We start from the raw sequence: 25,296 nt of genomic DNA, 5'->3' as shown, positions 1-25,296 counted from the left end.
TGGTTCACGTGTCCCATGTACTGATCTCCAAGGGTCGGCGGCGGATATCGGGTTGATCGCTTCCGGTCAGGTCGGTGCGCGGAGTGCCGCCGCGCTCCTCGATCTGCCGCTGCCCCTCGGGCGAGCGGGCCCACTGCGCGGCCACCTTGTCGAGGTAGCCTTCGCCGCCCAGCTCGTCCGGCCGCAGCACCTCGTAATTCCGGTAGGCGGCGATGTTGACGAGCATCTGGCACAGGTCCCCGAGGTCCAGGTCGGGCCGGTAGGCGTCCATGAGCGCCCCGAGGCACACCGCTCCGGCCCGCGCGTCGCCGGGCGGCAGGCGCAGGATGTTGGGGTGGAAGATCGGTGTCCGCCACACCACCCACGGCGGGCGCACCGGGAACTCCCGCAGCAGCTCGATGGACACGCGGTGCACGTCGACCGGGTGCGGCTTCAGCAGCTCCGCGGGAGTGTCGTCGATCCTTTCCGGCGGGGCGAAACCCGCCGCGTCGAACTCGATGAGATACCTGGTGGGCAGCTCCCGGTGCCGGATCTCGACGATGCGGAACCAGTCCTTGTTCCGCTCGGCGTAGCGTTCGATCTGCCGCTGCGCCCCCAGCACCATCTCCCGGTAGGACGACGGGTGCGCCCCGGCCGTCGCCTCGGGGTGGATCCGCAGGTGCGCCCCGTCCGGCACCCTGGCGGCGTGCAGGGTCTCGTCGGGGTTGAGCCGCCGCGCGGTCCCGTCGGGCTCGATCAGGTCCACCGTGGTGCGCAGGAAGCGCCCCCGCCGGTCGCGCACCGCGTCGTCGGCGTAGCGCTGCAGCACCGCCCACGGGATGTCGCGCACCGGCGTCGTCGACGGCACGCCGTGGAGCAGGAAGCCCTCCCCGTCGGGCCCGTAGACCGTGATCTCGCGCAGCGCGTAGGGGCGGAACGGGTAGACCGCGTACTCCACGTCCGCGCGCTCGTTCCCCCGGTCCCCCTCGGTGTCCTCGTTCCACCGGTTCACCTCCGCGCCGACCTGGTCGGCGACCTCCTGGGCACGAACCCCGGTAAAGGAGAGCGCGACACACGCCTGCCCCTGCGTGGCGTAGCAGAGCTGCGCCGAGGGGTCGTGTCTGCGGACCTCGCGGATGAAGTCGTCGCTGCGGTCGCTGCCGATGAGCGTGATCGTGGGCCACTCGTCGGAGTGCGGGGCGACCTGGGGCCCGCCGAGGTCGGCCTTGGGGGGAGGGGAAGGCTGCTGCGCCGCCGCCCCCGAGGAGCCCAGGGGAGGCGGAGGGGGGAACCCCGGCCCCGGTACGGCCTCAGCCGCGGGCGCCGGGCTCTGCGGATAGTCGAGCATCGCCTCACGGAACGGCCTGTTGCCCGGATACTGCCGGCTCGCATAGGAGAACAGCACGGCGAAACCGCCCTCGGTGATGCCGTCGTCGATCTCCCGCACGACCCGCGACCACCACGCGCGCGACGTCGTGTCCCAGGGCGGCACCCGGTCGCGCGGGTAGTTCATGTCCTCCAGAAGCGCCGTGGCCTTGGCGGGGTTGTCGAACACCACGGAGAGCGCGGTGAGGTATTCCGGCTTCATCGGCGGCCTCCTCGGGCGAGTTCGATGTAGCGGTCGGGACGGCCCTCACGCACCACCGTGAGGATCTCCCCGGGAGCGACCCCGAGGTCCCGCAGCCGCTGGTCCGGCGCGGCGTCGCGCAACTGGATCAGCCTGGCCGCGGCGTCGTCGGGTGAGGGGAAGTCGGCCCAGGTGAGCACCGTCTCGCCGGGCTCAAGCCGGGCGAGCAGCAGCCTGACGAGCGCGTCGCTGCTGTACGGCGACCGCTCCACGGCCTTGGCGGGGATCGTGAGGTGCAGCGGGCAGGCCGGGTCGCGCTCCGCCCGCACCCGGTGGCTCGACAGGAGCGTCGCGTCCACGCTGACCACACCGGGACGCACCGGAAGGTCGAGGAGCATCCGGATCGCCGTCGCCGACATGAGCGAGCCGATGAGCGCGGACACCGGCGCCGACGCCGCGGAGGCGGCGCCGTTCTGCGGCGCCCCGCACCGCACGGCCTCGTCGGACTCCGCCCGCCCCGCGTCGTCGAGGGCGCAGCCGTAGCACGCCCCGTCGGGCGTGTAGAGCCGCACCTCGCCGCCCCACGGCCAGGTGCCGCCGTCCAGCATGGCCGCCCCCGCCAGGTTGCAGCGCCGCGCCAGCTCCACCCGCGCGGCGCGGCTGTCCAGGCAGCTCAGCACGGCGTCGGCGTCGCGCAGTTCGCTCAGCCCCACCCCGCACGACGACCAGGTGGGCCGGGGGTCGACGTGGACACCGGGGTTGATCGCGGACAGGTGGGCCGCCGCCGCATCGACCTTGGCCATGCCCACGTCGGTGGCGCCGTACAGCGAGCCGCGGTTGAGATTGGACTCGCTCACCGTGTCGCCGTCGCAGAGGACGAGGTGGCCCACCCCGCTCTGGGCGAGCATGCGGGCGACCTCGCTGCCGAGCGCACCCATCCCGATGACGACCGCGGACGAGGAGGCCAGGCGTTCCTGGTTCCAGCCGGGAATGCCGCTGTGGCGGGTGTAGCGCCGCATCACCAGCCCTCGGACCGCTGAGATGAGAGTTTCTTGAAACTCAGCATGCAGTGCCGCCGCCGTTTGTCGCTGATGAGCGCGTCGAAACAGGTCAGGCCCGCACCGGGATCGCGGTGTGCCCGTAATCTGCATTTCGGCTCTTCCGGATTGCAGGGGCAGAATGCCACGACTTCATATGGGCGGAAGGTACGCGGACAACCTACGCATTGGACACGGTAGGGCCTTCGAGCATCGAAGAGCATATCTCTCGGGTTTAAACGCTCTACAACAAAGTTTCTTGGAGGCGGATTCGCCGCGTCGAGTGCGGCGTAGAAAGCCTCAAGAACCGGAGTCCCCTCCACAGGCGTGGCGTTTTCCGGGAACTGGCAGCTCAACGTGGGCATGTCATGTCTGACGACCAGACGGCCGTTCTCGATGGACACCCACACGTCGTCGCCGATGCGATAGCTGTGGCGGCATACGGGGCAGCGCTCGCTCGGCCACCACGGCGACCCCGACGTGGTGCGGGCCCGCCCCTCGGGCAGGAGGTTGGCCGGGTCGCGCCCGAGCCGCAGCCCCGCCTCGAAGCTCCTCACCAGGCTCTCCGCCGTGCTCTCCGCCGTGCTCTCCGCCGTGCTCTTCACCGTGCTCCTCGCTGGCGGGCCGGCGGCCTCGGCCCCCGAAGGCACACCTCCGGGGAGGCGGGCGCGGTCACCGCTCATGGCCCTCCCTCGCCTCGAAGTGCATGTCGCCGGAACCGCACCCGAGCAGCCTCATACGGCTCTTGCCGTTGTCGAACGCCTTCCGCGCGTCGCGGCCCTCCGCCAGTGCCTCGTAGAACCCCTCGACGAACGCGATCGCGCAGTCGTCGGAGATCGGCGTGCTCGACCCCGCGACGGCACGGGCGCAACGCAGCAGCTCGGCGGCGTAGGCCCCGCTGTAGCAGCTCGCCAGCACCACGCACTCCAGCGTGCCCGCGGCGGCCTCGAAGACCTCGGCGAGGACCTCGACCGACACCGGGTAGTCGTCCCCCCAGCGGTCCTCGAACAGCAGCCGCCCATCGCTTGTGCCGTGGCCGGAGAAGTGCACCACGTCCCACGAGCCCGACAGCAGGCGGCGCTGGATGTCGTCGGCGCGGGTCGCGGGGGAGACGACCACCTCAAGCCCGCGGGCGGTGCGGGTCTCGGCCACGCGCAGCATCTCCCGGTATTCGCGGTCGAGCCGCAGCTCGGCCGTGTTGCCGGGGGCGGACTGCAGGCAGAGCACCCGCAGCGGCCGGGTCGCCCCGGGCGCAGCCGGGGGCGCCGCGGGGGAGGGGGCCGCGCCGGAGTAGCGCCGGAAGACCTCATTGCCCGGATAGAGGCGGTATGCGGTGTCGACCAGCTCGGTCAGGCCGGGCTCGGCCATGCCGTGGGCGAGTTCCCGCACCACCTGCCGCCAGAAGAACTCCGCGGCGAGGGAGCCGAAGTGGGGAAGTCGGGTGCGGTCGACGCCCATGTCCTCCAGAAGCGCGTAACTCTTGGCCTCGGAATCGAAAACCTGGGCCAGGGCGGTGATGACACCGTTCCTCCGGGCTTCGTCATATGTGATCATCGGGCAACCGCCTGGGGCTGGTGGGACACCGTGCATCAGTGCATATGGGTGAATCTGGCGCTTGATCTCCGATTTTGATTTCCGGTGATCATCCGATTACTCTCACAGGTGTAACGGTCAGTAGAGAGTATTCTGGCTTGTGTCCTAAGACTAGGTCTCCTTCGTCGGATAATGAACACGGCGGGCTTTTCCGAGCCGCTTGAGTTTCTTGTGAGTTCGGGGTAGAGGCGGGGTGATCTGTGGCTACCGATCCTTTGATGCTCTACGTGCCCTTCGTCCCGGGTAGGGGGCCGCAACCGTTCCATGTGGACTTCGCGGGGCCGCCCGTGCTGCGCGGCAACCACTCGGTGCGCTACGGCAGGCACGCCGTCGAAGGCCCGGTCGCCCTCAAAGAGGCCGTCGGCGACGGCGGCGCCGCCCTGCTCAGACGCGAGGTCGAGATAGGAGAGCGGCTCCTCGGCCGCATCCCGGAAGGCGAATACCCCGTCCAGCTCAGCCGCCTCATCGGCTACTCGCCGCTGGCCGGCCCCCGCCGGGTGCTCGTGACCTACCGGCGCGACGACCTCGCCCCCGTCGCCGACAACCCCGAACTCCGCAGCGACGAGCTGACCGCGCTGCTCAAAGACCTCCTGACCGGGCTCGCCTGGCTCGACCACGCCCGCGTCGTCCACCGCCGGCTCCGGCCCGAGCACCTGCGCTGGGAAGGCGGCCCGCTGATGATCGCCGACTTCGGCCACGCGGCCGAGGCGGGACGCCCCCGGGGCCGCCCCCTCGGCGAGGTGCCGTGGGATTCCCCCGAGCAGCTTGAGGGCGTCGGCGCCGCCGACAGCCGCGACGACATCCACGCCGCGGCCGTACTCATCGCCAGGCTCGCCTCCCGGGAACCGACCACCACCTCCGCCGAGGTCGCCGACGTCCTCGCGCGGCTCGACTTCTCCTTCCAGCGGCTGCTGGAAGGCACCCGCGCCCCCCGCGCCGCCGACCGGCCCTACGCCAGGCAACTCCTGCGCCGCCTCGACGCCGGAACCGGCAGGGGAGTCGGCAGGGCAGAGGGCGCCGACGCGCAGGCTCCGGCCGTACTCTGGCGGCGGCTCGACGGCGAGCGCGCGGTCCGCGCCGAGTTCGAGGCGATGCGTGCGGCCCAGCACGCCTTCCGCGCCGAGACCGCGCGCCGCCGCGCCGCCGACACGCCGGGGGCGGGGCTCTGGTCCGCGGGGAGCCGGGCCGTCTCGGGCCGCGAGCCGCGCGGATCGCTCGCCTCGGCGTTACGCGCCGCGCGGCGGGCGCCCGCGACGGCCATCGCGGTCGTCCTCACCGCCGGACTGGCCCTGGTGCTCGTCGCCGTCGGCGCGGTCACGCTGATCGGGGTGGTGCGGTGACCACGGTCCGGTGCCCCATCTGCCTCCACGAGTTCCCATGGAAGCGCGCCCGCCTCGTCAGCCTCGACGAGAACACCGGCGCGGCCCGCGAGCTGGTCCGTGAAGACGGCGAGTCCGACACGCGGTGGAGACACCGCCTGACCTTCGCCTACCGCGAGTGCCCAGGGGAGAGACCACCCCACCACCTTCCCCACGAATACGGCGAATACGAGGGCCGCGTCGTCATCGGCATGATCGGTACGGCCGTCGCCGGCAAAACCCACCTGCTCGCGGCGATGATCGGCGAATTCGCACGGACCGCCCACCTGCCCGAGGTCGGACTGCGCGTCGAGGAGTTCCACCCCTTCCTGCACCGCGACTACATGAAGACCGTGGTCGAACCGTTCCTCGCCAGACGCGAGCAGCTCACCCGCACCTCCCACGACGCCATCGGCTACGTCGACACCCTCAAGGTCACCAACGTCGACCGCCCGCGCCCCGCGCGCTACGCCGTGACCTTCTTCGACGTCGCCGGCGAGGTGCAGGAGCGCAGCGGCGAAGCCGTACGCTTCCTCGGCGCGGTCAACGCGCTCATCTTCATCGTCGACCCGATGCGCGTCGGAGGGCTCGGCGCCCCCGAGAAAGAGCGCGCCGCGGGCGACCCCACGTTCGGCAACGCCCTCCGCACCCTGGAACACACGCTCAACCCCGAGAAACGGCCGCTGCTCCCGCTGCCGGCCGCCTTCGTCGTGAACAAGGCCGACCTGCTCCGCCACCGAGGCTTCGCCGCGGTCGACCGGTGGATGTCGCGCGACGGCGAGGACTTCCACCTCGGCACGGTCGAGCGGGAAAGCGCCGACGCCTACACCTTCCTCGCCACACACGGCGCGTCGCGGTGGGCCTCGGCCGCCTCCCGGTTCGCCGACTCGACGCTGCACTTCGCCTCGGCGACAGGGGTCAGCGCCGAAGGCGACTATTTCCCCGAGCGTGGCTTTCAGCCCCGACGTGTGCTGAAACCGCTGCTCTCCCTGCTCGCCATGAAGGGCGTGGTCGACCCGGGGATGCTCGGGCGGGAGGAGTCGTGCTGACGTGACCGAGACGGCGATTGACCAGATTCTGTTCTCTTGGGATGACCCTACGCTGACCGGACACCGCGGGCTGGGGCCGGTCTCCGCGTCCCTACCGATCGGCGACGTGACCAAATGGGAGCAGCGGCTCCTGTCGCCCGAATGGGCGGCGGCCGAGGCCGACCAGCGCGCGGGCGGTACGGCGCTGCTCCTGCTCACCTTCGACCACGAGGCCGCGGTGGTCCGCAAGCTGTCCGTGCGCGACCCCCGCGGGCGGCGCGGCTCCACCGTCGCCCACGCCCTCGTCGGACCCGCCGCGCTGCTCACCGCCGAACTGGCCCTCGGCCTCGCCTCCTGGTCCGGCTGGATCGGCGACGACCTCGATACCGGCCCCGATTCCGGCGCCCACCCAGGCCGCGACTCCGGCCCCGACTCCGACACCGCGGCCGAGGCCGGCGGACACGGCGGCGGCGGACACGGCGGCGCCGGACCCGCCGAACAGACCCGGCCGACGGCGCGCGGCGTAACCGACGTGCTGGAGGCGGTGCCGTACGACACGCTGCGGCTCGCCGCGCTGGCCGGCCTCGCCGCATTGCGGGAAGGGGCGCGGTCGCGGCCGACGCAGCACCTCGCCGACCTGCTGGCGCCGATCCTCGCCGAACCCGAGGGCGGCTTCACGCTGGTCGTCCCCGACGGCGACGCCGCCGAGCTGGTCTGCGCCGTGGTCGACGTGCTCGGCGACGACCCCGACCGGCCATGGACGTTCGCCACCCGCGAAGCGGTCGAACCACGCAGCCGCCACCGGCCCCGCCTCGTCGCCGTCACCGAACGGCCCCGTCCCGACCAAGCCGCGAACGGCACCCGCGTGTTCCTCGGCACGGGCGGCACGGGCAGTGCCGGCAGCACGGGTAGTACGGTCAGCGTGGGTAGTACGGTCAGCGTGGGTAGTGCGGGCACCGCGGGCGAGGTCCCCGCGGAGGCGCTCGACCTCGCCGCCGCGCTCGCCGTCGCCTACCGCCACGGCGGCCCCGACCTCGTGCGGGACCTGCGCCCCCGCGGCCCCCTCACCGGCGCCACCGCGCACGCCTGGGCCCCCTCCTGGACCAGCCTGGTGCGCCTGCTGGTGCGCACCTCCACCGAGCCCGCGCCCTTCCACGAGACGGTCGGCGCGCTGCACGTCTGGTCCGCGCATATCGGGGAGAACTGGGACGAACTCGACTCCGCCGCCCTGGCCGAGGTGATCGACGGGCTGGCCTCGGCCGGAGGTGAATACGCCGAGCTGGCCGACAGGGCCGTGGCGGCAGCCGTACGCCGCTTCATGACCACGAGCGGCGACGACGCGCACCTGCGCGGAGTGCTCACCCGCAACCCGCCGCCGCTCGCGGTCATCGCCGCCGAACTGCGCACGCACTCCGCGAAGGCCATGCACGCCGTCCGCCTCCACTACGTGGAACGGGCCGTGACCCTCGGCCTGCGCTACGACGCGGTCGAAGTGAAAGGCCTGCTCAGCGCGGCGCCGACCTCCGAACTGCTGGCCGCCGCGGCCCGGTACGCGGACACCTCGCAGGACCTGGCCTGGCTGCTGCTCGAACGGGCCTCCGTCCGGCGCGACACGCCGCGCGAACGCGAGCGGTCCATCGCGGTGATGGCGGAATGCGACTACCTCGTCCCGACCGTCCAACGCATCGAGCCCGACGACCTCGCCAAGCAGTCGAGCATCCTCCAGTGGATGTTCTCGGTCTCGTACGGCGACGCCCTCGCCGACGAGTGGGTGATCCGCGGCATCCTCCAGAAGACGTCCGGCGCGCCCGTGCTGCTGCACGCGCTGGTCCAGCAGGTCGGGGACCCGAAGCTCGGCGCCATCGTCATGGAACACGCGGGAACCCGCTGGTTCGGCGAACACGGCCTGCGGCACCACCCGGTGCGCACCGCGGCCGCCGCACCGGCCGTGAGCATCACGGCGGTACGGTCCGACAGCGACCCGCGGCTCCCACTCCAAGCCACCCCGTTCCAGAGATGGTGGTGGGACGGCGACACGCTGACCCGCCTCCTGCTCGGGGGAGTGGCGGTCCTCGCCGTCGTGCTCGTGGTGGCGATCTTTGTCCTGGTCGTGCTGTTCGGTGTGCCTTAAGGAGGACGGACATCCCGTGAGCACCCCGTTGACGGCGGCCATTCTCGCGGAACTGGCGACCCGGCTCGAACGGGTCGCCGACCGGATCGACGGCCGCAGACGGCCGCCGCCGCCGACCGCACCGCCACTGCCGACGCCCTTCGGCGCGGCCCCTCCCACGACGCCCGTTTACGGGGCGGCCCCCGCTGTGGCGCCGCCCGCGGCACGCCCCGGTGCCGCACGCTATGGAGCGGCCGGCCCGGGACCGGGCCGAGGCGCGGCGGCGGCTCCCGCCGTACCCGCGCCACCGGCCGCGCCGCGTCGGCCCCCGCCCGGGCGGGCCCTACGCGAACTGGCCGGCGAGATCAAATCCGGCGCGAACCTCGGCGGCGTCGATCTGGTCACCGCCTACCCGCCCGACGTGCTCGTGCCGGAGGCCGCGGCCCCGGCCGCCCTCGCCAGATGGATGGAGATCCTCCGCGACATCCTCATCTTCTCGCCCATCGTTCTCGCCTGGTGGCAACTGCACCAGGCGCTGGACGCCTACGGCGCGACCGACGGGAAACAGGCGTTTCTGTACGCCTGGCAGCGGGGATTCAGCGGAGTCTGGACCCTCGCCCAGACCGCCATGGCGGTCGCCCTGCTCGTCCTGGCGATCATCATGTTGACGTTCGTCCTCCACCTCCTCGACGGCCTCGCCTCACGCATCCGCCTCCGAGAACAGGTCGCGCGCGACCTCGCCTACGCGACGGTCGTCATCGCCCGCAAGGGCATCGGCGGCACACCTGTCAGCGAACGCTCCCTCGCCGAATTCAGCCGCACCCTCCGGCACAGCATCGACACCATGAACGACACCCTCCGCGGAACCGGCAGCCAGATCGCGGCCGCACTCCAAGGCGAACAGGCCCAGCGCATGGCCACCGCCGCGTCCGCCCTCGCCGGATCGCTCAACGCCGTCGGCGCCGCCGCCGCCGACCTGCGCAGACTCGGCGAAGCCCTCAACACCCCCACGGAAGTACTGCAACGCCTCGAAGCCCTGCAACGCGACATCGCCGCCGAAGGCAAACGCCTCCACGGCGGCCTCGCCGCCCTCGTCACCCAACTCGGAGCCACCGCCAAAGCCGGCGAAAGCGCCGCCAACGAACAGCAGATCATGACGCGCGAGGTGACCGACCTCACCCGGACACTCCACGGCTGGACCTCCCAGTCGATGGAAAGCCTCGGCGTGCTCGTCCACCAGATGCGCGACGCCCTCGAACAGGTCGACGGGTACGGCTACCGCCCCGGCGGAGTGTGACCCGTGGCCACCAGGGCCCGCGCCGGGCGGGCGGGACGCGCCGACCGCATGCGCATGCCCATGCTCGCCGGGTGGCTGTTCGTCGACCTGCTCCTCGTGCTGTTCCTCGCCGCCCTCGGCGGCCTCCCCGCGGGCGACACCGGGGCAGAGCCCGCGGTGGCGCCGCCGCCCGCGCCGTCCGCGGAGCCCACCCCGAAGGCGGGGCCGAGGGTCGTCGAGCGCAAGCCGTACACCTTCACCGTGCGGGTGTCGCCGCTCGCCCTGCGCTCCGGCGCCGACACGCCCGCGGCCAGGAGACTCCTGTCCGGTGTCACGCGTGAGCTGGCCAGGCTGGCGAAGGCCAAGCCCGAGCTCGAACGGCGCGAGGTGGGGTTCGTCCTCGCCCTCGGCGCCGGGCCGGACTCGGACAAGGGGCCGTCCATCGCGGGCGCGCACGAGGCCATCCGCACCTTGCAGAGCCGCCACCCGATGTTCAAGAACGCCGCCGACATCGGCCGCGGCTATTGGACGGAAGGACCGGCGACGTCGGTCGAGTTCGTGGTGCTCTTCTACTCGGACTAGCCTGCTCCCCGGTCGCGGCCATGCGGTGAAGACGGTTCTGTCGGTGGTGGCTGGTATCACTGATGCCGTCGCTGCGGCGCCACCGGCATACCTCCGGTGGGCGCCCCGCGTCGCTGGGCGGTGCCCGATCTGCGCCAGATGGTGCCAGATGGAACCAGGTGGAAAAGGAGTGCGTGATGGCCGACGAGACCTGTTGCGAGGACTTCTACTTCGGAGACGTCGGTCCGATCGACACGGTCTACGCCGGGCTGCCGGTGGCAGGCCTCGACAGCGACCCGCTGCCGCCGGCGGGGGAGGCGGCATGGACGCTGTCGGCCGGGTGGGACGAAGCCGATGACATCGCCGAGTCGTTCGCCGAGTTCATCGACACCGTCGACACCACCGAGGTCCAGGCGCTGGTCGTGGGTGCGTTCGGCGACAGCGATGACAGCGCCGCGCTCATCGTGGAGCCTCTCATCAAGGCCGCCGACCGCTTCCCCGCCCTCCGCTCGATCTTCCTGGGAGCCATCACCTCCGAGGAGAACGAGATGTCCTGGATCCAGCAGACCGACGTCACACCGATCCTGGAGGCATTCCCCCGGCTCACGCGGCTCGATGTGCGCGGCAGCGACGGTCTCACCCTGCGGCCCGTTCGGCACGAAGCGCTGCGGACGTTGCGCTTCGAGACCGGCGGGCTGCCCGTAGAGGTCCTCCGCGGGGTCCTCGACAGCGACCTTCCCCGTCTCGAACGCCTCGACCTGTGGCTCGGAGTGCCCAACTACGGGTGCACCGTGAGTCTCGGAGACCTCTCCCCGCTCCTGTCCGGTGAGCGCCTGCCCGCCCTCACCCACCTCGGCGTGGAGAACAGCGACCAGCAAGACGAGATCGCCGCCCTGGTGGCAGCCTCGCCGCTCGTCGCGAGGCTGGCGTGTCTGAGCCTCGCCCTCGGCACGTTCGGCGATGAGGGCGCCGAAGCCCTCCTCGCCGGCCAGCCCCTCACCCACCTCAAACGGCTCGACCTGCGTCATCACTTCATGAGCGACTCCATGATGAGCCGCCTCACCGACGCCCTCGCTCCCTCGGGAGTCGCGGTCGAGCTCGGCCACCGGCGCGACCTCAGCACGTGGGGGAGAGCGCGCTATGTCACGGTCGCGGAGTGAGGGCAGTGCGTGGCCGCGTCGTAGGCTCGTCGTTTTGACCGGTGGCGCATCGCACGTGTGTGGAGGGTGACGGATGGGTCGGCTGAAGCTGGACATGGGAGCGTTGATCGGCACACACGATGTCCTGCTGGTCACGCTCGACACCTTGCGATTCGACGTGGCCGAGGAGCTCATGGTCCAGGGACGCACGCCGCATCTGCGGCGAGCCCTGCCCGACGGTCGTTGGGAGAAACGCCACACCCCCGGAAGTTTCACCTACGCCGCGCATGCCGCGATGTTCGCCGGTTTTCTACCGACGCCCGTCGCCCCGGGCCCGCACCCCCGCCTGTTCGCCGCGGCCTTCCCCGGGAGCGAGACCACGGGCCCCGGCACGTGGGTGTTCGACGCCGCCGACCTACCCACCGGGCTCGCCGACGCCGGCTATCACACCGTCTGCATCGGCGGAGTCGGCTTCTTCAACAAGCAGACCCCGCTCGGCTCGGCTCTGCCGAACCTCTTCCGGGAAAGCCACTGGGATCCCTCCTTCGGCGTCACCTCGCCCACGTCCCTCGAAGCCCAGATCGGCTGCGCCGAGCGTGTTGCGGCGAAGCTGACCCCGGATCGACGGCTGTTCCTCTTCCTCAACGTGTCCGCCCTGCACCAGCCGAACTGGTTCCACCTCCCCGGCGCCGACCGGGTCGACACGCGGGACACGCACGCCGCGGCCCTGGAATACGTCGACCGTCATATTCCACGGCTGTTCGACCTCATGAGCTCTCGTGGGCCCTGCCTGACGATCATCTCCTCAGACCACGGCACCGCATACGGCGAAAGCGGGCAAACCGGCCACCGGGTCGGTCATGAAGTCGTGTGGACCGTGCCTTACGGCGAGTTCGTTCTGGAGCACAATTCGTGGAAATGACGAGTGGCCCCTACCAGGGCTATGTCTATGCCTACCCCCATAAGACCGCCTATCGCCCGCTCGATCCGCGTCCGCTGCTCAGCGACATCTGGGCGGGCGAACGGCGCGACGCCCTTTTCCTCTACATGCACATCCCGTTCTGCGAGATGCGCTGCGGCTTCTGCAACCTGTTCACGCGGACCGGCGCATCCGAAGAGCTCACCCACGCCTACCTTGACGCCCTCCAACGCCAGGCCCGTGCCGTACGGCATGCCGTCAGCGACGCCCGCTTCGCCGTCGCCGCCTTCGGCGGCGGCACACCCACCTACCTCACCGCGGCCGAACTCGAGCGCCTGTTCGGCATCGCCCGCGATGACATGGGGGCCGACCTCTCTCTGATCCCTCTATCGGTGGAGACCTCCCCGGCGACCGCCACACCCGACCGCCTCGCCGTACTCCACGCCGGAGGCACCAACCGCGTCTCCATCGGCGTGCAGAGCTTCATCGACGCCGAAGCCCGCGCCGCCGTACGCCCGCAGAAGCGGGCGGAAGTCGACACCGCACTGGCCAACATCCGCGACACCGGCTTCGACAAGCTCAACATCGACCTCATCTACGGCATCGACGGCCAGACCGCAGACTCCTGGCGTTACTCCCTCGACGCGGCACTCTCCTGGAAACCCGAGGAGATCTACCTCTACCCCCTCTACGTGCGTCCCCTCACCGGTCTCGGACGCCGCGCGCAAGACTGGGACGACCAGCGCATCACCCTCTACCGCCAAGGACGCGACCACTTACGCGCCTCCGGCTACGAACAGGTGTCGATGCGCATGTTCCGCTTGGCCGAACCGGTTGGAACACCCCAGATGAACGTCGACTCACCGACCTACTGCTGCCAGAGCGACGGCATGATCGGGCTGGGCTGCGGCGCACGCTCCTACACCGGCCGACTCCACTACTCCTTCGACTACGCCGTCGGCGCACGCCACGTGCGCACCATCATCGACGACTTCGTCCAGCGGCCCGCCGCCGACTTCGCCCACGCCGAAGCCGGATTCACCCTCGACAGCGACGAACGCCGGCGCCGCCACCTCATCCAAGCGCTCCTCCAAACCGAAGGGCTGGAGCGCTCCACATATCGCACCCGTTTCGGCTCCGACGCCCTCGACGACTTCCCCACCCTGGAAACCCTCGCCGATCGAGGCTGGCTCGCCCACACCGGCGACCGGCTCACCCTCACCGACGATGGCCTCGCCCACTCCGACGAGATCGGCCCCGGCCTGTTCTCGCCCGCCGTACAAGCTCTCATGTCCACCCACCAGGCCCGCTGACATGCGGAGACAGCGTGTGGCACAAGAAAGGCCAACGAGTTGACGCACCTCGCCGACCGGGAGGAACTGACGATCCTCTATCGCGGCCCCCTGTCGAGCTGCGACTACGACTGCGCCTACTGCCCGTTCGCCAAACGGCGCGACACCCCCGAGCAACTCCGCGCCGACCGCGCCGCCCTCGAACGCTTCACCCGCTGGGTCGCCGAAGCCCCCGACCTGCTCTCCATCCTCTTCACCCCGTGGGGGGAGGGCCTCGTACGCTCCTGGTACCGGCAAGCCATGGTCACCTTCAGCCACCTGCCCCACGTCGAACGCGTCGCCATCCAGACCAACCTGAGTTGCCGCCTCACCTGGCTGCCCGACGCCGACCTGTCGACCCTCGCCCTCTGGGTCACCTACCACCCCACCCAGGTGGCCCGTGACCGGTTCCTCGCCCGCTGCCGCGACCTCGTCGCCATGGGCGTCCGCTTCAGCGTCGGCATGGTCGGCCTCCCCGAACACCTCGACGAAGCCCGACGCCTACGTGACGAACTCCCCTCCGACATCTACCTCTGGATCAACGCCGCCGAAGGCCACCTCTACACCGACGCACAGGCAGCCCCCTGGCACGCCATCGACCCCCACTTCGGCTACAGCCGAAACCCCCACACCAGCCTCGGCCTCCCCTGCCGCACCGGCCACACAGCCATCTCCGTCTCAGGCGACGGCGACGTCAAACGCTGCCACTTCATCCCCCAACCCCTGGGCAACCTCTACGACGACTCCTTCCGCCAAGCCCTCCGCCCCCGCCCCTGCCCTCTCGCCACCTGCGACTGCCACATCGGCTACGTCCACCTCGAACCCCTCGGCCTCTACGACCTCTTCGCCGGCGGCATCCTCGAACGCATCCCCCACACCTGGCCCCCAGCCCTCCCCACGGCGGCACCCGACTGACCAACACCCTGCCCAAGCCACCCCCGCATGCGCGGGGAGCACGTCGATCGGTCCAGCCACTGACCAGCTCACAGGGGGACCATCCCCGCGTGCGCGGGGAGCACCCTCGCTGACCTGCGTGTCTATCCCGTGAGAGGGCGGTTTCTGAGCACTTTCCAAGGTTCGGACATTTCGGGCATTGGGTTGAGGGGCTTTCTCCGATGGCTGGGAGCCCGATCTTGCCATACGGGGTCGGCTTTGATCCGGTGATGTCCGCTCGTTGAGCACCCGGGAGCGCGTCCGCCGTTTGGGCGGGGCGGGTGGGGTCGGGTCGGCGGTCGGCTGGAGCCTCCAGCGCCGTTCGGAGGGGTCAGGTCTGCTTGAGGGGGGTGTAGTCGTCAGGGTCGACGCCGAAGGTCCAGGCTACGCCTTCGCGGGCGGTTGTCGTGCCGGGAGGGACGCGGAGCCAGTAGCGGCGGGAGGTGCCGTCGGGCTCGGGGGTGGAGTTGATGACTTCGACCATGACGATGGGCTCGTCCCCGTCCATGTGGACGCGCCAAAGGACTCCGGTTTCGTCGCGTTGGACTGGCTTGGCTCCGGTATCGGCGAGGTAGCGGTCGAATCCGTAGTGCTCAAGCATGACCCGGCGCAGTTCGGCGTTGTCCTCGTGGCGGATCCGCTCCGGGGTCACGTTGACGAGGGTCGTGATGAAATCCTTGGGCACGGGCATGCCGCTCCAGGCGTGGAGGCCGAAGCCGCCGGGGTAGGCGAGGGCGGGGCCGTCGCCTCGGTGGAGGCGGGAGAGCTCGTCGCGGTGAAGCTCGGTGGGGCGTTCGCAGACGATGGCGAGGTTGTCGAAGGGCCACCACCAGCCGGCGGATCGGGCGACGGTGGCGAGGGAGGCCAGTCCGTCGGGCCATGTGGTGGAGTGGGTGTCGGCGGCGGCCGAGGTGAGGCCGTCGAACACCGCGAGCCATGCGGCTTCCTGGTGGCCGAGCACAGCGTCGAGGGTCGCCTCGCGAAGCAGGCGGCGGGTGGTCTCGTCTTCTTCGGGGACCAGTTCGCCGATGGCGCGGCGGATCTGGGACACGAGATTGGAGACGGGCTGCCAGAGCCGGCCTCCGGTCAGCGACCAGGCGTGCGCCCACCTTTGAGGGCCGAGAGCGGAGACCGCGGCGGCGCGGGCGGCCTCCCACGGCTTGTCGCGCAGGGAGCTTCGGACGCTCTTGCCCACTGTCGCATCGCCGAGTAGTTCGCGGGTTTCGGCCACAAGGTGGGAAGCATCTCCGTTTTCCAGACTGACCAGCGACTGCTGTGAGCCCAGGAGCGCCGCGATCGTGCCGTGCGCGGGGGAGGGCATCCAGATGATGCGGCCGGGTCCGGGCAGGCCCGCTGCCGCGTAACAGCCCAGAATGCCTGCCTCGGCTGCCTCACGTTCGGCAGGTCCCGTGGCGAAGCATGCGTCCGACCATCGGTCGGACGCCGCGACCAGGGCAGCGGCCATGTCAAAGGAAAGCTGTGCGCCCGTGGCACTCCTTGCCGCCGCTGATTGAGCTGACGAGGTGCTGGTGGCTGATGCAGTCATGAAAGCCTCAGAAAGTGAAATGGCACGAAAATGGGCATGGGCGCGCGGGGCCCGGACAGAAGTCTCGGAATCGGCCTTAGAGCGCGAAAGTGACCCGGAGTCGAATGGCGCCGAGACCATGCGCCAACCGCCTTCCGGCGGAACTTGCCTGGTGGAGTCGATCGGCTACCTCAAGGACCGAGCCTGCTCTCAGACCGGCGACTTGTTCACACTGTCGGCGCATGGGCGCGTTTCACACTATGTACGGCACGGGCCCTGCGGGAGGGGCGGTAGCCGTACGCGGTCTCAGTGAGGGACCGCCTGGGGGCTCGGTTTGCGGCGGGCAGGTCAGTCGGCGACCACGCGGACGGAACCAGGCACGTATTCGCGCTGCCTCACCACGCGATACCACCCCGGGGGCAGTGAAATGGCGTCGTGTTCCTCATGCACGACCCGCGCGGCCGAGGTCAGCTGCAGGTGCTGGGGCCGCAGAGGGTCGGCGTCGCGCAGCAGCGTGCCCTGGCCGACGACCGCGTGGGCGTGGCCGGTGGCCTCGCCCAGCGCGAGGACCAACCGACCGCGTGCGTCGCGTGGCGCGGCCGGGAGCGTGTGCACCCGGGCGGGCACCGACTCCTCGGCCACAGGAATGATCAAAACGTCGCCCTGCCGAAACATCCTTGCCTCCGTGATCAGCGATTCGGATGACCTGCCCCCGAAAGTTAGCGGGGCCGACTGACATTTCCCGGCCGCTGCGCGGGCTCGGAGTCCGTGAGGCGTGTCGGTCTGAGGGGAGGGGTGCCGTCCCGGAGAGCCGCGGTCGCGCCTCGAAGGCCGTGGAGCTCGTTGAGCAGGGGTTGGAGCCGGATCGAAGGTCTTCCGTCTATTTCGGATCTCCTGCGTCGGCTGCGGCCCGGCTGGCCAGTCGTTCGTATCGCTGCCTGGCTGCTTGCGGGGTGCCAAGCCCGAGTCCGAAGGCGATCTCTTGCCAGGTCATGCCGCGGCCCCGTGCCATCTGGAGGAGCCCGGTTTCCAGTTCGTCGATTTCCGCGCGGACCAGCGGGACGAGGCTCAACGCGGCGGTGATGTCGGCATGGTCGACATCGGGTTCACCGTCATCCGGCTGTGCGGCCCCGCTGAGTAGGAATGCTACGAGTCTGATGGCTTCGTGCGGCCCTATGAGGGAGGCATGGACCTGTCGGTGGCGTTGCTCGTCGGTAGCCGCGTGTCGCTCGGCGATGCGAAGCAGGGACGCGTAGACGCGGTGTGCCCGCGCCTGCTCCGGCTGGGGAGGTGTGAAGGGGTCGGTGTGCGCATCAGGAGTCGACGACATGAAACAAGAATGGGCGGCGTGTGAGTTGATGTCAACACATCGATTTAAACAATCTGTTTAAGATTCACCCGCGCTCATCTCCCACCGCACGCCTCGCGCACCCGGCTCCCGACGCCTGCGAGGCGTCACGCGGTGCTGCCCGTCTCGCCGAGACGCTGCAAGGCATGTCGGACTCAATAGCCCAAGTCCCGTTGGAGACGGCGGCGCCTGCGGAAGCGGAAGGGGCGTAGTGGGACCTCGAAGCCGCCCTGTCCGCATCCGGGCGGCGCCTGGTCGTGCTCGACCCCGCCGAGACCGCCGACGACCCGGTGCATGACATCACCGAGGTACTGACGTCGATGTGCGTGCATCCTGTACGGGCGGCGGGCGGCGGGACGAACCGGGCCACTCGCGCGGCGGCCGTGGTGTCCGGCGAGGCCGCCGAGTGAAGAGGTTCGAGCCGCGGCCCGGGTTCGCGGTGCACACGTTTCGGTTCGGGCGGGATTCGCACTGTGGCCGACTCCGGGCACTACGACCGGGCCCTCAAGGAGCTGGGCCGGGCCTCCCGCACCGTCTCCCGCCGCCGGGGCCCCGACCGCCGGACCGGGCAGCGGCCTTCCCTCTCGCAGCGGCTGCGGTGACCGGTACTGGAGTGGCCAGAGACCGGGACGCCCCGAGCGGGTATCGAAGCCTTGTGGAGCCGACCGTAAGACCCGCGCCGCCCGCCCCCGTCGCAAGGTGGAGGCGCGGCGGGCAGGAGGCGCGACCCTGCCGCTCCAGCGGTGGGAAGAAGCGAGAGACCGTCCTTAAGCCGAAGCCCTCCCACTTTGGTGATGTGACGGACCTTCCAGGCGGAAACGCCCGGGATGTTGAGAGCCGCTGAGGCTCTGAGCAACGGTAGGGTCTTGATCCAGGATCGATCGATACGGAAGGACCGGTACGGCCTTATGCGCGACGACTCACAGCCTTCCTTCGATGTGCTGTCCTCCGCCTGGACGACTTCGTTCACGGAGTTCGCCGCGTCCTATTCGCCCGGCGTGCTGCCATGGGGGCGCAGCCTTCCCTCGGCGTCGCCGGCCGACGAGATCCCCCACGCCACCACGATCATCGTGGCGACCTGCGCGGGCGGGGTGGTGATGGCGGCCGACCGCCGAGGCACCAGCGGGAACATGATCGTCCAGCGGGACGCGGAGAAGATCAACCGTGTGGACGAGTTCTCGTGTGTGGGCGCGGCCGGCGCGGGCAGTTTCGGCAAGGAGCTGACCAGGCTCTACGCGGTCGAGCTTGAGCACTATGAGAAGCTGCAGGGCCGCTCGCTGTCGGTGGAGGGCAAGGCCAACCGGCTCGCGACGATGATCCGGAGCAATCTGCCGCTGGCGATGCAGGGCATGGTGGTGATCCCGATCCTGGCGGCATACGACGAGACGCGCGACGCTGGGCGGATCTTCACCTATGACGTCGGCGGCGGCCCCTACGAGACCGATCATTTCCATGCGATCGGATCGGGGTCGGTCTTCGCCAGAGGCGCCATGAAGAAGCTCTACCGTGAAGGCGCCTCGTCCGACGAAGCCGTGTTCGCCTGCGTTCAGGCGCTTTACGACGCCGCCGACGACGACTCGGCGACCGGTGGGCCCGATGTGACGCGGAAGATCTATCCGCGCGTGGCGGTGATCACCTCGGAGGGCTTCCGCCTGCTGTCCGACGACGAGGTCGACACGCACGTCCGCAGGATGCTGGACGGCCGCATGAGCGCTCCGGACGGCCCGACCGCGCCGCTGAGCTAGCGACCCGTCACCTGGCCTCGGGCGGTGATTGACCTCCGGCGGTGAACCCGCCAGGCTGGCTGCTTCACCGCTGTTTCCGGTCGCGAGAGGCTAACGGGTGAACAACGCAAGTGATCCTGGAGCCGAGACCCGGGCTCGGCTCCAGCAGCACTGGGAGGCCTCCGAACGGGGAGACGTCGATGCTGAGCACGCGATCTACGCTGCGGACGCGATCCTGGATTACCCGCAGTCGGGCGAGCGCTTCAGAGGCCGGTCAATGATCCAAGCGCAACGCGGCGGGCACCCGGCCGAACGCCACTTCACCATCCGCCGGATCCTGGGCGGCGGCGACCTTTGGGTGAGCGAGTGCGTGATCACCTATGACGGCATGCCCACGTACTCGGTCAGCGTCATGGAGTTCACCCATGGTCTCGTAACGCACGAGACCCAGTACTTCGCCGACCCCTTTCCCGCATCTCCCGGGCGCGCTGCACTGGCTGAGCCGATTCCGGACCGCGACCAACATACCGACTGAGCTGTCGGGGCGATGAACGACATGACTTCGCTCCCTCGGACGGGCCAGGGTGGTCGGTGACGACGCTTTGACCTGCCCGAACTGCTGTGGGAGGTGAGGGCGCATTTCCGCTCGTGTCATGTCGAGGGAGGTGAATTCATCGACATCTTCCAGCGGGTACGGCAGGCTGGCATCAGAAAACGGACGAGTCCCAGACGGAAGAGGAGTGCCCTTTGAAGGCGGGTCCCGGAGGAGAGGAACTCCCCCTCTTCGCTCACCACACGTCGTCCTTCCTCGACCTGGTCGAGGCACGGCAGCCCGACATGCTGCCGTGGAACCGTGTGGACGAGAACACGGCCGACACCACGGCCATCCCGCACGGCACCACCGTGCTCGCCGCCACCTTCCCCGGAGGCGTCATGGTGGCCGGCGACCGCCGCGCCACCGCAGGCAACATGATCGTCAACCGCGAGCTGGAAAAGGTCGCGCTCGCCGACGACTACTCCATCATCGCCTACGCCGGCGCCGTCAGCATGTCCCTGGAGCTCATCCGGCTCTTCCAGTTCGAACTCCAGCACTACGAGAAGGTCCAAGGCAGATCCCTGTCCACGGCGGGCAAGGCCAACCGGCTCGCCGCCATGGTCCGCGCCAATCTCGGCCTTGCCGCCCAGGGCATGGTCGCCCTCCCGCTCTACGCCGGATACGACGAGGCCAAGGGCACCGGACACATCTTCAGCTACGACATCGGCGGCGGCCCCTACGAGGAACGCGGCTTCTACGCGCTCGGCTCCGGGTCGCCCTACGCCCGCGGCGCCATGAAGAAGCTCTACCGCGACGACCTCACCGTTGACGAACTCGCCCGAGCGTGCGTCGAGGCGCTCTACGACGCCGCCGACGACGACGCGGCGACCGGCGGCCCCGACCTGACCCGGGGCATCTACCCCGTCCTCGCCGTCGCCACCGCCGACGGCGCCAGACGCTATAGCGACGATGAGGCCGCCGCCATCGCCCGCACCGTCGTCGACGCCCGCATGACCAGCCCTCTCGGCCCCAAGGCGCCGCTGCGCCCGTAGCACGCGAACACCCACCGGGGCGTCACCGAGCCGCATGGACGGCTCGGTGACCCCATTACGGGTGCAGGTCGCCCTGATCCCCTTTCCTATGGAGATCAGGACGACCTGTCACTCACTCGATGGCTGTCAAGTCAACGAGCATCCAGTCCTCATCGCCCCGGTAGATGAGAGTCGGGTTGTTCTGGAGCGTCAACCCTGCCTCCACGAGGGGGGCATCCTTCTTGGTCTACGGCCTTGGTCTGCGGCCTTGGTCTGCGGGGAGGCGCTGTCGCCGGTCGCCTGCTCGTTCCACTGGGCGAGCAGGCGCAGCGAGGTGTCTGAGGGGCTGCCGGGTTCGGCGTCGTAGATGAACAGGGTCTGATCGGGGTCGTCGGCGGGGGTGAGGGCCTGGTAGGTGACGGTGAGGTCGCCGACGAGGGGATGGCGGTAGGCCTTGCTGCCGGTGGTGCGCCGGTGGACCTTGTTGTCGGACCAGTGGCGGCGGAATTCCTCGCTGCGGATGGACAGGTCTCCGACCAGGGCGCTGAGGGCGGGGTCGTCGGGGTGGCGGCCCGCGTCGAGGCGGAGCATGGCGGCGGTGTCGGCGGCGACCGCGGCCCAGTTCTTGAACAGCTCGCGGGCGTGGCAGTCGAGGAAGACGAAGCGTGCCAGGTTGCGTTCGGCCGCGGGCAGCGCGCGGAAGTCGCCGATCATGCGCCCGGCGAGCCGGTTGTGGGCGAGAATGTCGAGGCGGCGGCCGAGGACGAAGCAGGGCCGGCACGCCGCTTCCAGAACGTCCAGCAGCCGCCAGGTGGCGGGGTGGACACGTTGCGGACGCGGGCGGCGCCTGCGCCGGGCGGGCGTCGGGCGGGCGAGGGTGTGCAGGTGGTCGTGTTCGGCCTCGTCGAGGCGCAGCGCCGTGGCCAGCGCGTCGATGACCTCCGGTGAGGCGCTGCGGCTGCGGCCCTGCTCCAGGCGCGTGTAGTAGTCCACGCTCACCCCGGCCAGCCGGGCCAGTTCCTCGCGCCGCAGTCCCGACACGCGGCGTCGGCCCATGAGCGGTTCGTCGAGTCCGGCCTCGTACGGGCTGAGCCGGGCGCGGGCCGAGCGCAAGAACTGGGCCAGCGGGGTGCTGGTGTGGTCACCGTCCATACCATCGAGTGTCGCGCTTTTTCGCCGGGCGGTACCTCGTCAGGGTGGCCCAGTTTGTCCCCCGATTACTTGGCCCCGTTTGGTACCTGTTTTCGCTGCTCAGGGCTGGTTCAGTGGAAACCGGGCCGGCTACCGGGACACGCTCCCGGCCGGAGGTCCGGTCCTCACTCAACAGGCGAAAGAGGAGTTCTCGCATGTCCACGTGGTTCATCACCGGTGCTTCCCGGGGATTCGGCCTGCAGATCGCCCGCGCCGCCGTAGCGGGCGGTGACACCGTAGTGGCGGCGGTCCGCAACCTGGACGGTCTGCCGGATGACCTGAAGCGGTCCGACCGTGTGCTCGGCGTCACCCTCGACGTCACCCGTCCGGAGGACATCGAAACCGCCGTCCAAACGGCGATCGAGCGCTTCGGCCGCATCGACGTGCTGGTCAACAACGCGGGCCGGGGCCTGTTCGGCGCCCTGGAGGAGGTCACCGACGCCGAGGCGCGGTCCCTGTTCGACCTCAACTTCTTCGGGCTGATCAACGTCACTCGTGCCGTCCTACCGGGAATGCGTGCAGGGGGAGGAGGCAAGATCGTCAACATCGGGTCCCGCGGCGGCTTCGAGGGGGGAGCGGGGGCGAGCATGTACTGCTCCTCGAAGTTCGCCGTCGCCGGCATCAGCGAATCCCTGTCCGAGGAGCTGGAGCCGTTCGGGATTCAGAGCATGGTCGTCGAGCCTGGCATCTTCCGTACGGACTTCCTCGACAGCAGTTCCGTATCCGTCGCCGCTCGGCGGATCGACGCCTATGACGGCACTCCCGCCCGAGACATGCTCGACTGGGCCGATGCCACCAACCACAACCAGTTCGGCGACCCGGTCAAGGGCGCCGCGCTGATCTACGAGGTGACCTGCCAGGACAAGCTCCCCGAGCACTTGGCGCTGGGCCGAGACGCGATCGTACGCCAGCAGATCAAGATCCAAAAGCTTCAGCACGACTTGATGGCCTGGCAGGAGAAGTCCCTCGCCACCGCATACGACGGCACCGACTGAGTCTCAGCGCCCGGTTCCCCACGCTCGCCCGGTTCCCCACGCCCGCCCGGGGGACCGGGATCGGCTCGAAAGGTGCATTTTCGGGTCCCGAGGCCCGTGGCTCGCGCGTCGATGCCTCGGGCCGACCGTACAGATTCACGTTCGCAGTGCGTGCCTGCTGTCGGTCTTCCGCCGATGAACCGGGCTGTCTTGTTCCGGCGCCTCACCAAAGCGATGACATTCCGGAACCACTTACTCCGGTCGGCGGGTCTCCTCATCGGCCGTCACCCGCGGGAGACCGTGTCCACAACCGGGTGGCGATGCTCGTGGACAAGCCGTCAGGGATGACGCCCGACGGGAGGCCGGTCGGCGGGCCGTCAACGCTCCCTGGCCCATGGCTCGACCGGGAGGCGTCTGCTCCGCCAGGATCCCTTCTCGTCGCCCGACAGACGCCCGATAGAAGTTCGTCTCTTCTGTAGACGATGTTTACCTGCTAACGTTGTCTCCGACAGAGACGACGTTTGGGATGGTCCATGCGTCCCGCGTGGTACTACTTGGGATCCGCGAAGGAGGACGACCGGACAAGCAGGTGCACCCCATGACCGAGCGCTACCTCGGTGTCCTCGGCATCGCCGAAGCCCTGGGCGTGACCCGTCATGCGGTGCACAAGTGGCGCAGCCGCTACTCAGACGACTCCGATCACCCGTTTCCAGCGCCGGACGTCGAGATCGACGGGGCTCCCGGCTGGCGGCCGGATCGGCTGACGGAGATCGCGCAGTGGCGCGAGGGGCTGCCCGGCCGCGGCGCAGGCGGAGGGCGTCCATCCCTCGCGCATCAGGAATACCTCAAGGAAGCAGCAGCGCGCGGCCTGACCCGCGACGAGGCGATGCGCGCGCTCGCAACGTTCACCCAAGAGTTTCCTGAGATGACCGAGCCGGAGATCTGCGCCTGGCTCGTCGGGAAATGGCGCGACTAGCCCAGGCGGGCCAGCTCTCCAACAGCACACAGAAGGCGATGACGCATGCCCGAAATCGGCGGGGACACCGCACCGGGATTCGAAGCAGTACGTGAGGCGTTCGCCGCCAACCTGGCCGGCGGCCAGGAGATAGGGGCCGCGGTCAGCGTCCACCTGCACGGCCGGAAGGTCGTCGATCTGTGGGGTGGGATCGCCGACCCCGAGAGCGGCCGCCCGTGGCGACGCGACACCCTGCAGCTCGTCTACTCCACCACCAAGGCCGTCACCGCCACCTGCGCCCTCCTGCTGGCCCAGCGGGGGGAACTGGACCTCGACGCGCCTGTGGCCGAATACTGGCCGGAGTTCGCGGCCAACGGCAAGGACCGCATCCCGGTCCGCTGGCTACTCACCCACCAGGCCGGACTGCCCGCGATCGACAACCCGGTCACGCCCGAGGAGGCGATCGCCTGGGAGCCCATGGTGGCCGCGCTGGCGGCCCAGCGTCCGTACTGGGAGCCGGGCGCGGGCCACGGCTACCACGGTCTCACCTACGGCTGGCTCGTCGGCGAGGTCGTCCGCCGGGTGTCCGGCCGCAGCATCGGCACGTTCCTCGCGGAGGAGATCGCCGGACCGCTCGGACTCGATCTGTGGATCGGGCTGCCGAAGACCGAACAGCACCGGGTCAGCCGGATCATCGCGCCCCCGCCCGACTTTCAGGCCATGGCCGGAATCGACCTGAACGCCCTCCCTGAACCCATGCGTGAGGTCATGGCGGCCTATGCCGATCCGGGGTCGTTGACCAGACGCTCGCTCGCCGTCGTCACGCCCCCGCTGGACCACAACAGGCCGCAGGAGCAGGCTGCGGAGATGCCCGCGACCAACGGCATCTGTACGGCTCGCGCCCTGGCGCGCTTCTACGCCGCGCTCATCGGCGAGGTGGACGGGCACCGCATTCTCACTGCCGAGACCTTGGCCGCCGCGACCGCGGAACAGGCCCGCGGCATGGACCGCATCCTGCGCGTGCCCGTCCGCATAGGCACCGGTTTCGGTCTCCCGACGCCGGACGCCTTCTGGTACTCACCGACCGCCTTCGGCTTCCCCGGCCGCGGCGGATCGCTCGGCTTCGCCGACCCGGCGACCGGCCTCGCGTTCGGCTACGTCATGAACCGCGTCGAGGAAGGC

Annotated in this window: 24 protein-coding genes and 1 pseudogene; 17 read left to right on the top strand and 8 right to left on the bottom strand. The window is 69.9% G+C overall.

Going from position 1 to position 25,296, the window contains the following annotated elements:
* Positions 1-4 precede the first annotated feature (4 nt).
* From BLQ73_RS10095 to BLQ73_RS10085, 4 genes are all read right to left on the bottom strand, one after another.
* Positions 5-1,567 (bottom strand): effector-associated domain EAD1-containing protein, encoded by a 1,563-nt coding sequence (locus tag BLQ73_RS10095; RefSeq protein WP_093170138.1) that lies wholly within the window; start codon positions 1,565-1,567, stop codon positions 5-7.
* A complete protein-coding gene (locus BLQ73_RS10090; protein ID WP_176955356.1) occupies positions 1,564-2,565 on the bottom strand; it encodes a HesA/MoeB/ThiF family protein in 1,002 nt (333 codons plus the stop codon). The genes BLQ73_RS10095 and BLQ73_RS10090 overlap by 4 nt, the downstream gene beginning before the upstream one ends.
* Positions 2,565-3,188: a hypothetical protein gene (locus tag BLQ73_RS32200; protein WP_176955355.1), complete on the bottom strand. Its 624-nt coding sequence runs from the start codon at positions 3,186-3,188 to the stop codon at positions 2,565-2,567. Before BLQ73_RS32200 ends, BLQ73_RS10090 begins: the two co-directional genes overlap by 1 nt.
* Positions 3,189-3,255: 67 nt before the next feature.
* Positions 3,256-4,137 carry an effector-associated domain EAD1-containing protein gene (locus BLQ73_RS10085; RefSeq protein WP_176955354.1) on the bottom strand — a complete coding sequence of 294 codons (882 nt, stop codon included), beginning with the start codon at positions 4,135-4,137 and terminating at the stop codon, positions 3,256-3,258.
* 239 nt (positions 4,138-4,376) lie between these two features.
* Here BLQ73_RS10085 and BLQ73_RS10080 point away from each other — a divergent pair, with 239 nt between their 5' ends.
* From BLQ73_RS10080 to BLQ73_RS10040, 9 genes are all read left to right on the top strand, one after another.
* Positions 4,377-5,516: a protein kinase domain-containing protein gene (locus BLQ73_RS10080; protein WP_143020198.1), complete on the top strand. Its 1,140-nt coding sequence runs from the start codon at positions 4,377-4,379 to the stop codon at positions 5,514-5,516.
* Positions 5,513-6,583: a hypothetical protein gene (locus tag BLQ73_RS10075; protein ID WP_093170134.1), complete on the top strand. Its 1,071-nt coding sequence runs from the start codon at positions 5,513-5,515 to the stop codon at positions 6,581-6,583. Before BLQ73_RS10080 ends, BLQ73_RS10075 begins: the two co-directional genes overlap by 4 nt.
* A 1-nt stretch (position 6,584) precedes the next feature.
* Positions 6,585-8,693, top strand: coding sequence for a hypothetical protein (locus BLQ73_RS10070; RefSeq protein WP_093170133.1), 2,109 nt, complete (start codon positions 6,585-6,587; stop codon positions 8,691-8,693).
* A 16-nt stretch (positions 8,694-8,709) separates the two neighbouring features.
* Positions 8,710-9,969 carry a hypothetical protein gene (locus BLQ73_RS34560; protein WP_093170132.1) on the top strand — a complete coding sequence of 420 codons (1,260 nt, stop codon included), beginning with the start codon at positions 8,710-8,712 and terminating at the stop codon, positions 9,967-9,969.
* Between the two features lie 3 nt (positions 9,970-9,972).
* A complete protein-coding gene (locus BLQ73_RS10060) occupies positions 9,973-10,530 on the top strand; it encodes a hypothetical protein (RefSeq protein ID WP_093170131.1) in 558 nt (185 codons plus the stop codon).
* 176 nt (positions 10,531-10,706) lie between these two features.
* Positions 10,707-11,669, top strand: a complete 963-nt coding sequence (locus tag BLQ73_RS10055) for an STM4015 family protein (protein ID WP_093170130.1) — start codon at positions 10,707-10,709, stop codon at positions 11,667-11,669.
* Between the two features lie 73 nt (positions 11,670-11,742).
* Positions 11,743-12,570, top strand: coding sequence for an STM4013/SEN3800 family hydrolase (locus BLQ73_RS10050; RefSeq protein ID WP_245690961.1), 828 nt, complete (start codon positions 11,743-11,745; stop codon positions 12,568-12,570).
* The gene (locus tag BLQ73_RS10045) at positions 12,567-13,880 is read left to right on the top strand and encodes an STM4012 family radical SAM protein (RefSeq protein ID WP_093170129.1); all 1,314 of its coding nucleotides are present in this window, start codon (positions 12,567-12,569) and stop codon (positions 13,878-13,880) included. The genes BLQ73_RS10050 and BLQ73_RS10045 overlap by 4 nt, the downstream gene beginning before the upstream one ends.
* 39 nt (positions 13,881-13,919) lie before the next feature.
* Positions 13,920-14,813, top strand: a complete 894-nt coding sequence (locus tag BLQ73_RS10040; RefSeq protein WP_093170128.1) for an STM4011 family radical SAM protein — start codon at positions 13,920-13,922, stop codon at positions 14,811-14,813.
* Positions 14,814-15,162: 349 nt separating this feature from the next.
* Here BLQ73_RS10040 and BLQ73_RS10035 read toward each other — a convergent pair whose 3' ends face one another.
* From BLQ73_RS10035 to BLQ73_RS10025, 3 genes are all read right to left on the bottom strand, one after another.
* Entirely contained in the window at positions 15,163-16,296 is a 1,134-nt protein-coding gene (locus tag BLQ73_RS10035; protein WP_093170127.1) for a DUF6745 domain-containing protein, read from the bottom strand.
* A gap of 408 nt (positions 16,297-16,704) precedes the next feature.
* Positions 16,705-17,010, bottom strand: coding sequence for a hypothetical protein (locus BLQ73_RS10030; RefSeq protein ID WP_245690960.1), 306 nt, complete (start codon positions 17,008-17,010; stop codon positions 16,705-16,707).
* 226 nt (positions 17,011-17,236) lie between these two features.
* Entirely contained in the window at positions 17,237-17,686 is a 450-nt protein-coding gene (locus BLQ73_RS10025; protein WP_093170125.1) for a DNA-binding protein, read from the bottom strand.
* A 236-nt stretch (positions 17,687-17,922) separates the two neighbouring features.
* Here BLQ73_RS10025 and BLQ73_RS33955 point away from each other — a divergent pair.
* From BLQ73_RS33955 to prcB (BLQ73_RS10000), 5 genes and pseudogenes are all read left to right on the top strand, one after another.
* A pseudogene (locus BLQ73_RS33955) lies at positions 17,923-18,058 on the top strand (IS607 family transposase); the annotation flags it as partial.
* A 119-nt stretch (positions 18,059-18,177) separates the two neighbouring features.
* Positions 18,178-18,306, top strand: a complete 129-nt coding sequence (locus BLQ73_RS34555) for a hypothetical protein (protein ID WP_275936284.1) — start codon at positions 18,178-18,180, stop codon at positions 18,304-18,306.
* 306 nt (positions 18,307-18,612) lie between these two features.
* The gene (gene prcB / locus BLQ73_RS10010) at positions 18,613-19,449 is read left to right on the top strand and encodes a proteasome subunit beta (RefSeq protein ID WP_093170124.1); all 837 of its coding nucleotides are present in this window, start codon (positions 18,613-18,615) and stop codon (positions 19,447-19,449) included.
* A gap of 97 nt (positions 19,450-19,546) precedes the next feature.
* The gene (locus tag BLQ73_RS10005) at positions 19,547-19,963 is read left to right on the top strand and encodes a nuclear transport factor 2 family protein (RefSeq protein ID WP_093170123.1); all 417 of its coding nucleotides are present in this window, start codon (positions 19,547-19,549) and stop codon (positions 19,961-19,963) included.
* A gap of 302 nt (positions 19,964-20,265) precedes the next feature.
* Positions 20,266-21,015, top strand: a complete 750-nt coding sequence (gene prcB / locus BLQ73_RS10000) for a proteasome subunit beta (protein WP_093170319.1) — start codon at positions 20,266-20,268, stop codon at positions 21,013-21,015.
* Positions 21,016-21,204: 189 nt separating this feature from the next.
* Here prcB (BLQ73_RS10000) and BLQ73_RS09995 read toward each other — a convergent pair whose 3' ends face one another.
* On the bottom strand, positions 21,205-22,146 hold the full coding sequence (locus BLQ73_RS09995) for a helix-turn-helix transcriptional regulator (protein WP_093170122.1): 942 nt from the start codon (positions 22,144-22,146) through the stop codon (positions 21,205-21,207).
* 194 nt (positions 22,147-22,340) lie between these two features.
* Between BLQ73_RS09995 and BLQ73_RS09990 the strand changes: the two genes are divergently transcribed.
* The 3 genes from BLQ73_RS09990 to BLQ73_RS09980 form a co-directional block, all read left to right on the top strand.
* On the top strand, positions 22,341-23,180 hold the full coding sequence (locus BLQ73_RS09990; protein ID WP_093170121.1) for an SDR family NAD(P)-dependent oxidoreductase: 840 nt from the start codon (positions 22,341-22,343) through the stop codon (positions 23,178-23,180).
* A gap of 577 nt (positions 23,181-23,757) precedes the next feature.
* Positions 23,758-24,135 carry a hypothetical protein gene (locus tag BLQ73_RS09985; RefSeq protein WP_093170120.1) on the top strand — a complete coding sequence of 126 codons (378 nt, stop codon included), beginning with the start codon at positions 23,758-23,760 and terminating at the stop codon, positions 24,133-24,135.
* A 45-nt stretch (positions 24,136-24,180) separates the two neighbouring features.
* Positions 24,181-25,296: serine hydrolase domain-containing protein (locus BLQ73_RS09980; protein ID WP_093170318.1), on the top strand; the 1,116-nt coding region annotated here is incomplete at its 3' end.

This window comes from Sinosporangium album (assembly GCF_900100605.1).
GTDB classification, from domain to species: domain Bacteria; phylum Actinomycetota; class Actinomycetes; order Streptosporangiales; family Streptosporangiaceae; genus Sinosporangium; species Sinosporangium album.
Note: the sequence above shows the minus strand (reverse complement) of the source record. Positions and strands in the feature narration are given on the sequence as shown.

Excerpts from the sequence above, each read along its gene's own strand:
- BLQ73_RS10095 (WP_093170138.1), bottom strand. The coding sequence starts at position 1,567 with ATGAAGCCGGAATACCTCACCGCGCTCTCCGTGGTGTTCGACAACCCC.
- BLQ73_RS10090 (WP_176955356.1), bottom strand. The coding sequence starts at position 2,565 with ATGCGGCGCTACACCCGCCACAGCGGCATTCCCGGCTGGAACCAGGAA.
- BLQ73_RS10085 (WP_176955354.1), bottom strand. The coding sequence starts at position 4,137 with ATGATCACATATGACGAAGCCCGGAGGAACGGTGTCATCACCGCCCTG.
- BLQ73_RS10055 (WP_093170130.1), top strand. The coding sequence starts at position 10,707 with ATGGCCGACGAGACCTGTTGCGAGGACTTCTACTTCGGAGACGTCGGT.
- BLQ73_RS10050 (WP_245690961.1), top strand. The coding sequence starts at position 11,743 with ATGGGTCGGCTGAAGCTGGACATGGGAGCGTTGATCGGCACACACGAT.
- BLQ73_RS10045 (WP_093170129.1), top strand. The coding sequence starts at position 12,567 with ATGACGAGTGGCCCCTACCAGGGCTATGTCTATGCCTACCCCCATAAG.
- BLQ73_RS10035 (WP_093170127.1), bottom strand. The coding sequence starts at position 16,296 with ATGGCCGCTGCCCTGGTCGCGGCGTCCGACCGATGGTCGGACGCATGC.
- BLQ73_RS10025 (WP_093170125.1), bottom strand. The coding sequence starts at position 17,686 with ATGTCGTCGACTCCTGATGCGCACACCGACCCCTTCACACCTCCCCAG.
- prcB (WP_093170124.1), top strand. The coding sequence starts at position 18,613 with ATGCGCGACGACTCACAGCCTTCCTTCGATGTGCTGTCCTCCGCCTGG.
- prcB (WP_093170319.1), top strand. The coding sequence starts at position 20,266 with ATGCTGCCGTGGAACCGTGTGGACGAGAACACGGCCGACACCACGGCC.
- BLQ73_RS09995 (WP_093170122.1), bottom strand. The coding sequence starts at position 22,146 with ATGGACGGTGACCACACCAGCACCCCGCTGGCCCAGTTCTTGCGCTCG.
- BLQ73_RS09990 (WP_093170121.1), top strand. The coding sequence starts at position 22,341 with ATGTCCACGTGGTTCATCACCGGTGCTTCCCGGGGATTCGGCCTGCAG.
- BLQ73_RS09985 (WP_093170120.1), top strand. The coding sequence starts at position 23,758 with ATGACCGAGCGCTACCTCGGTGTCCTCGGCATCGCCGAAGCCCTGGGC.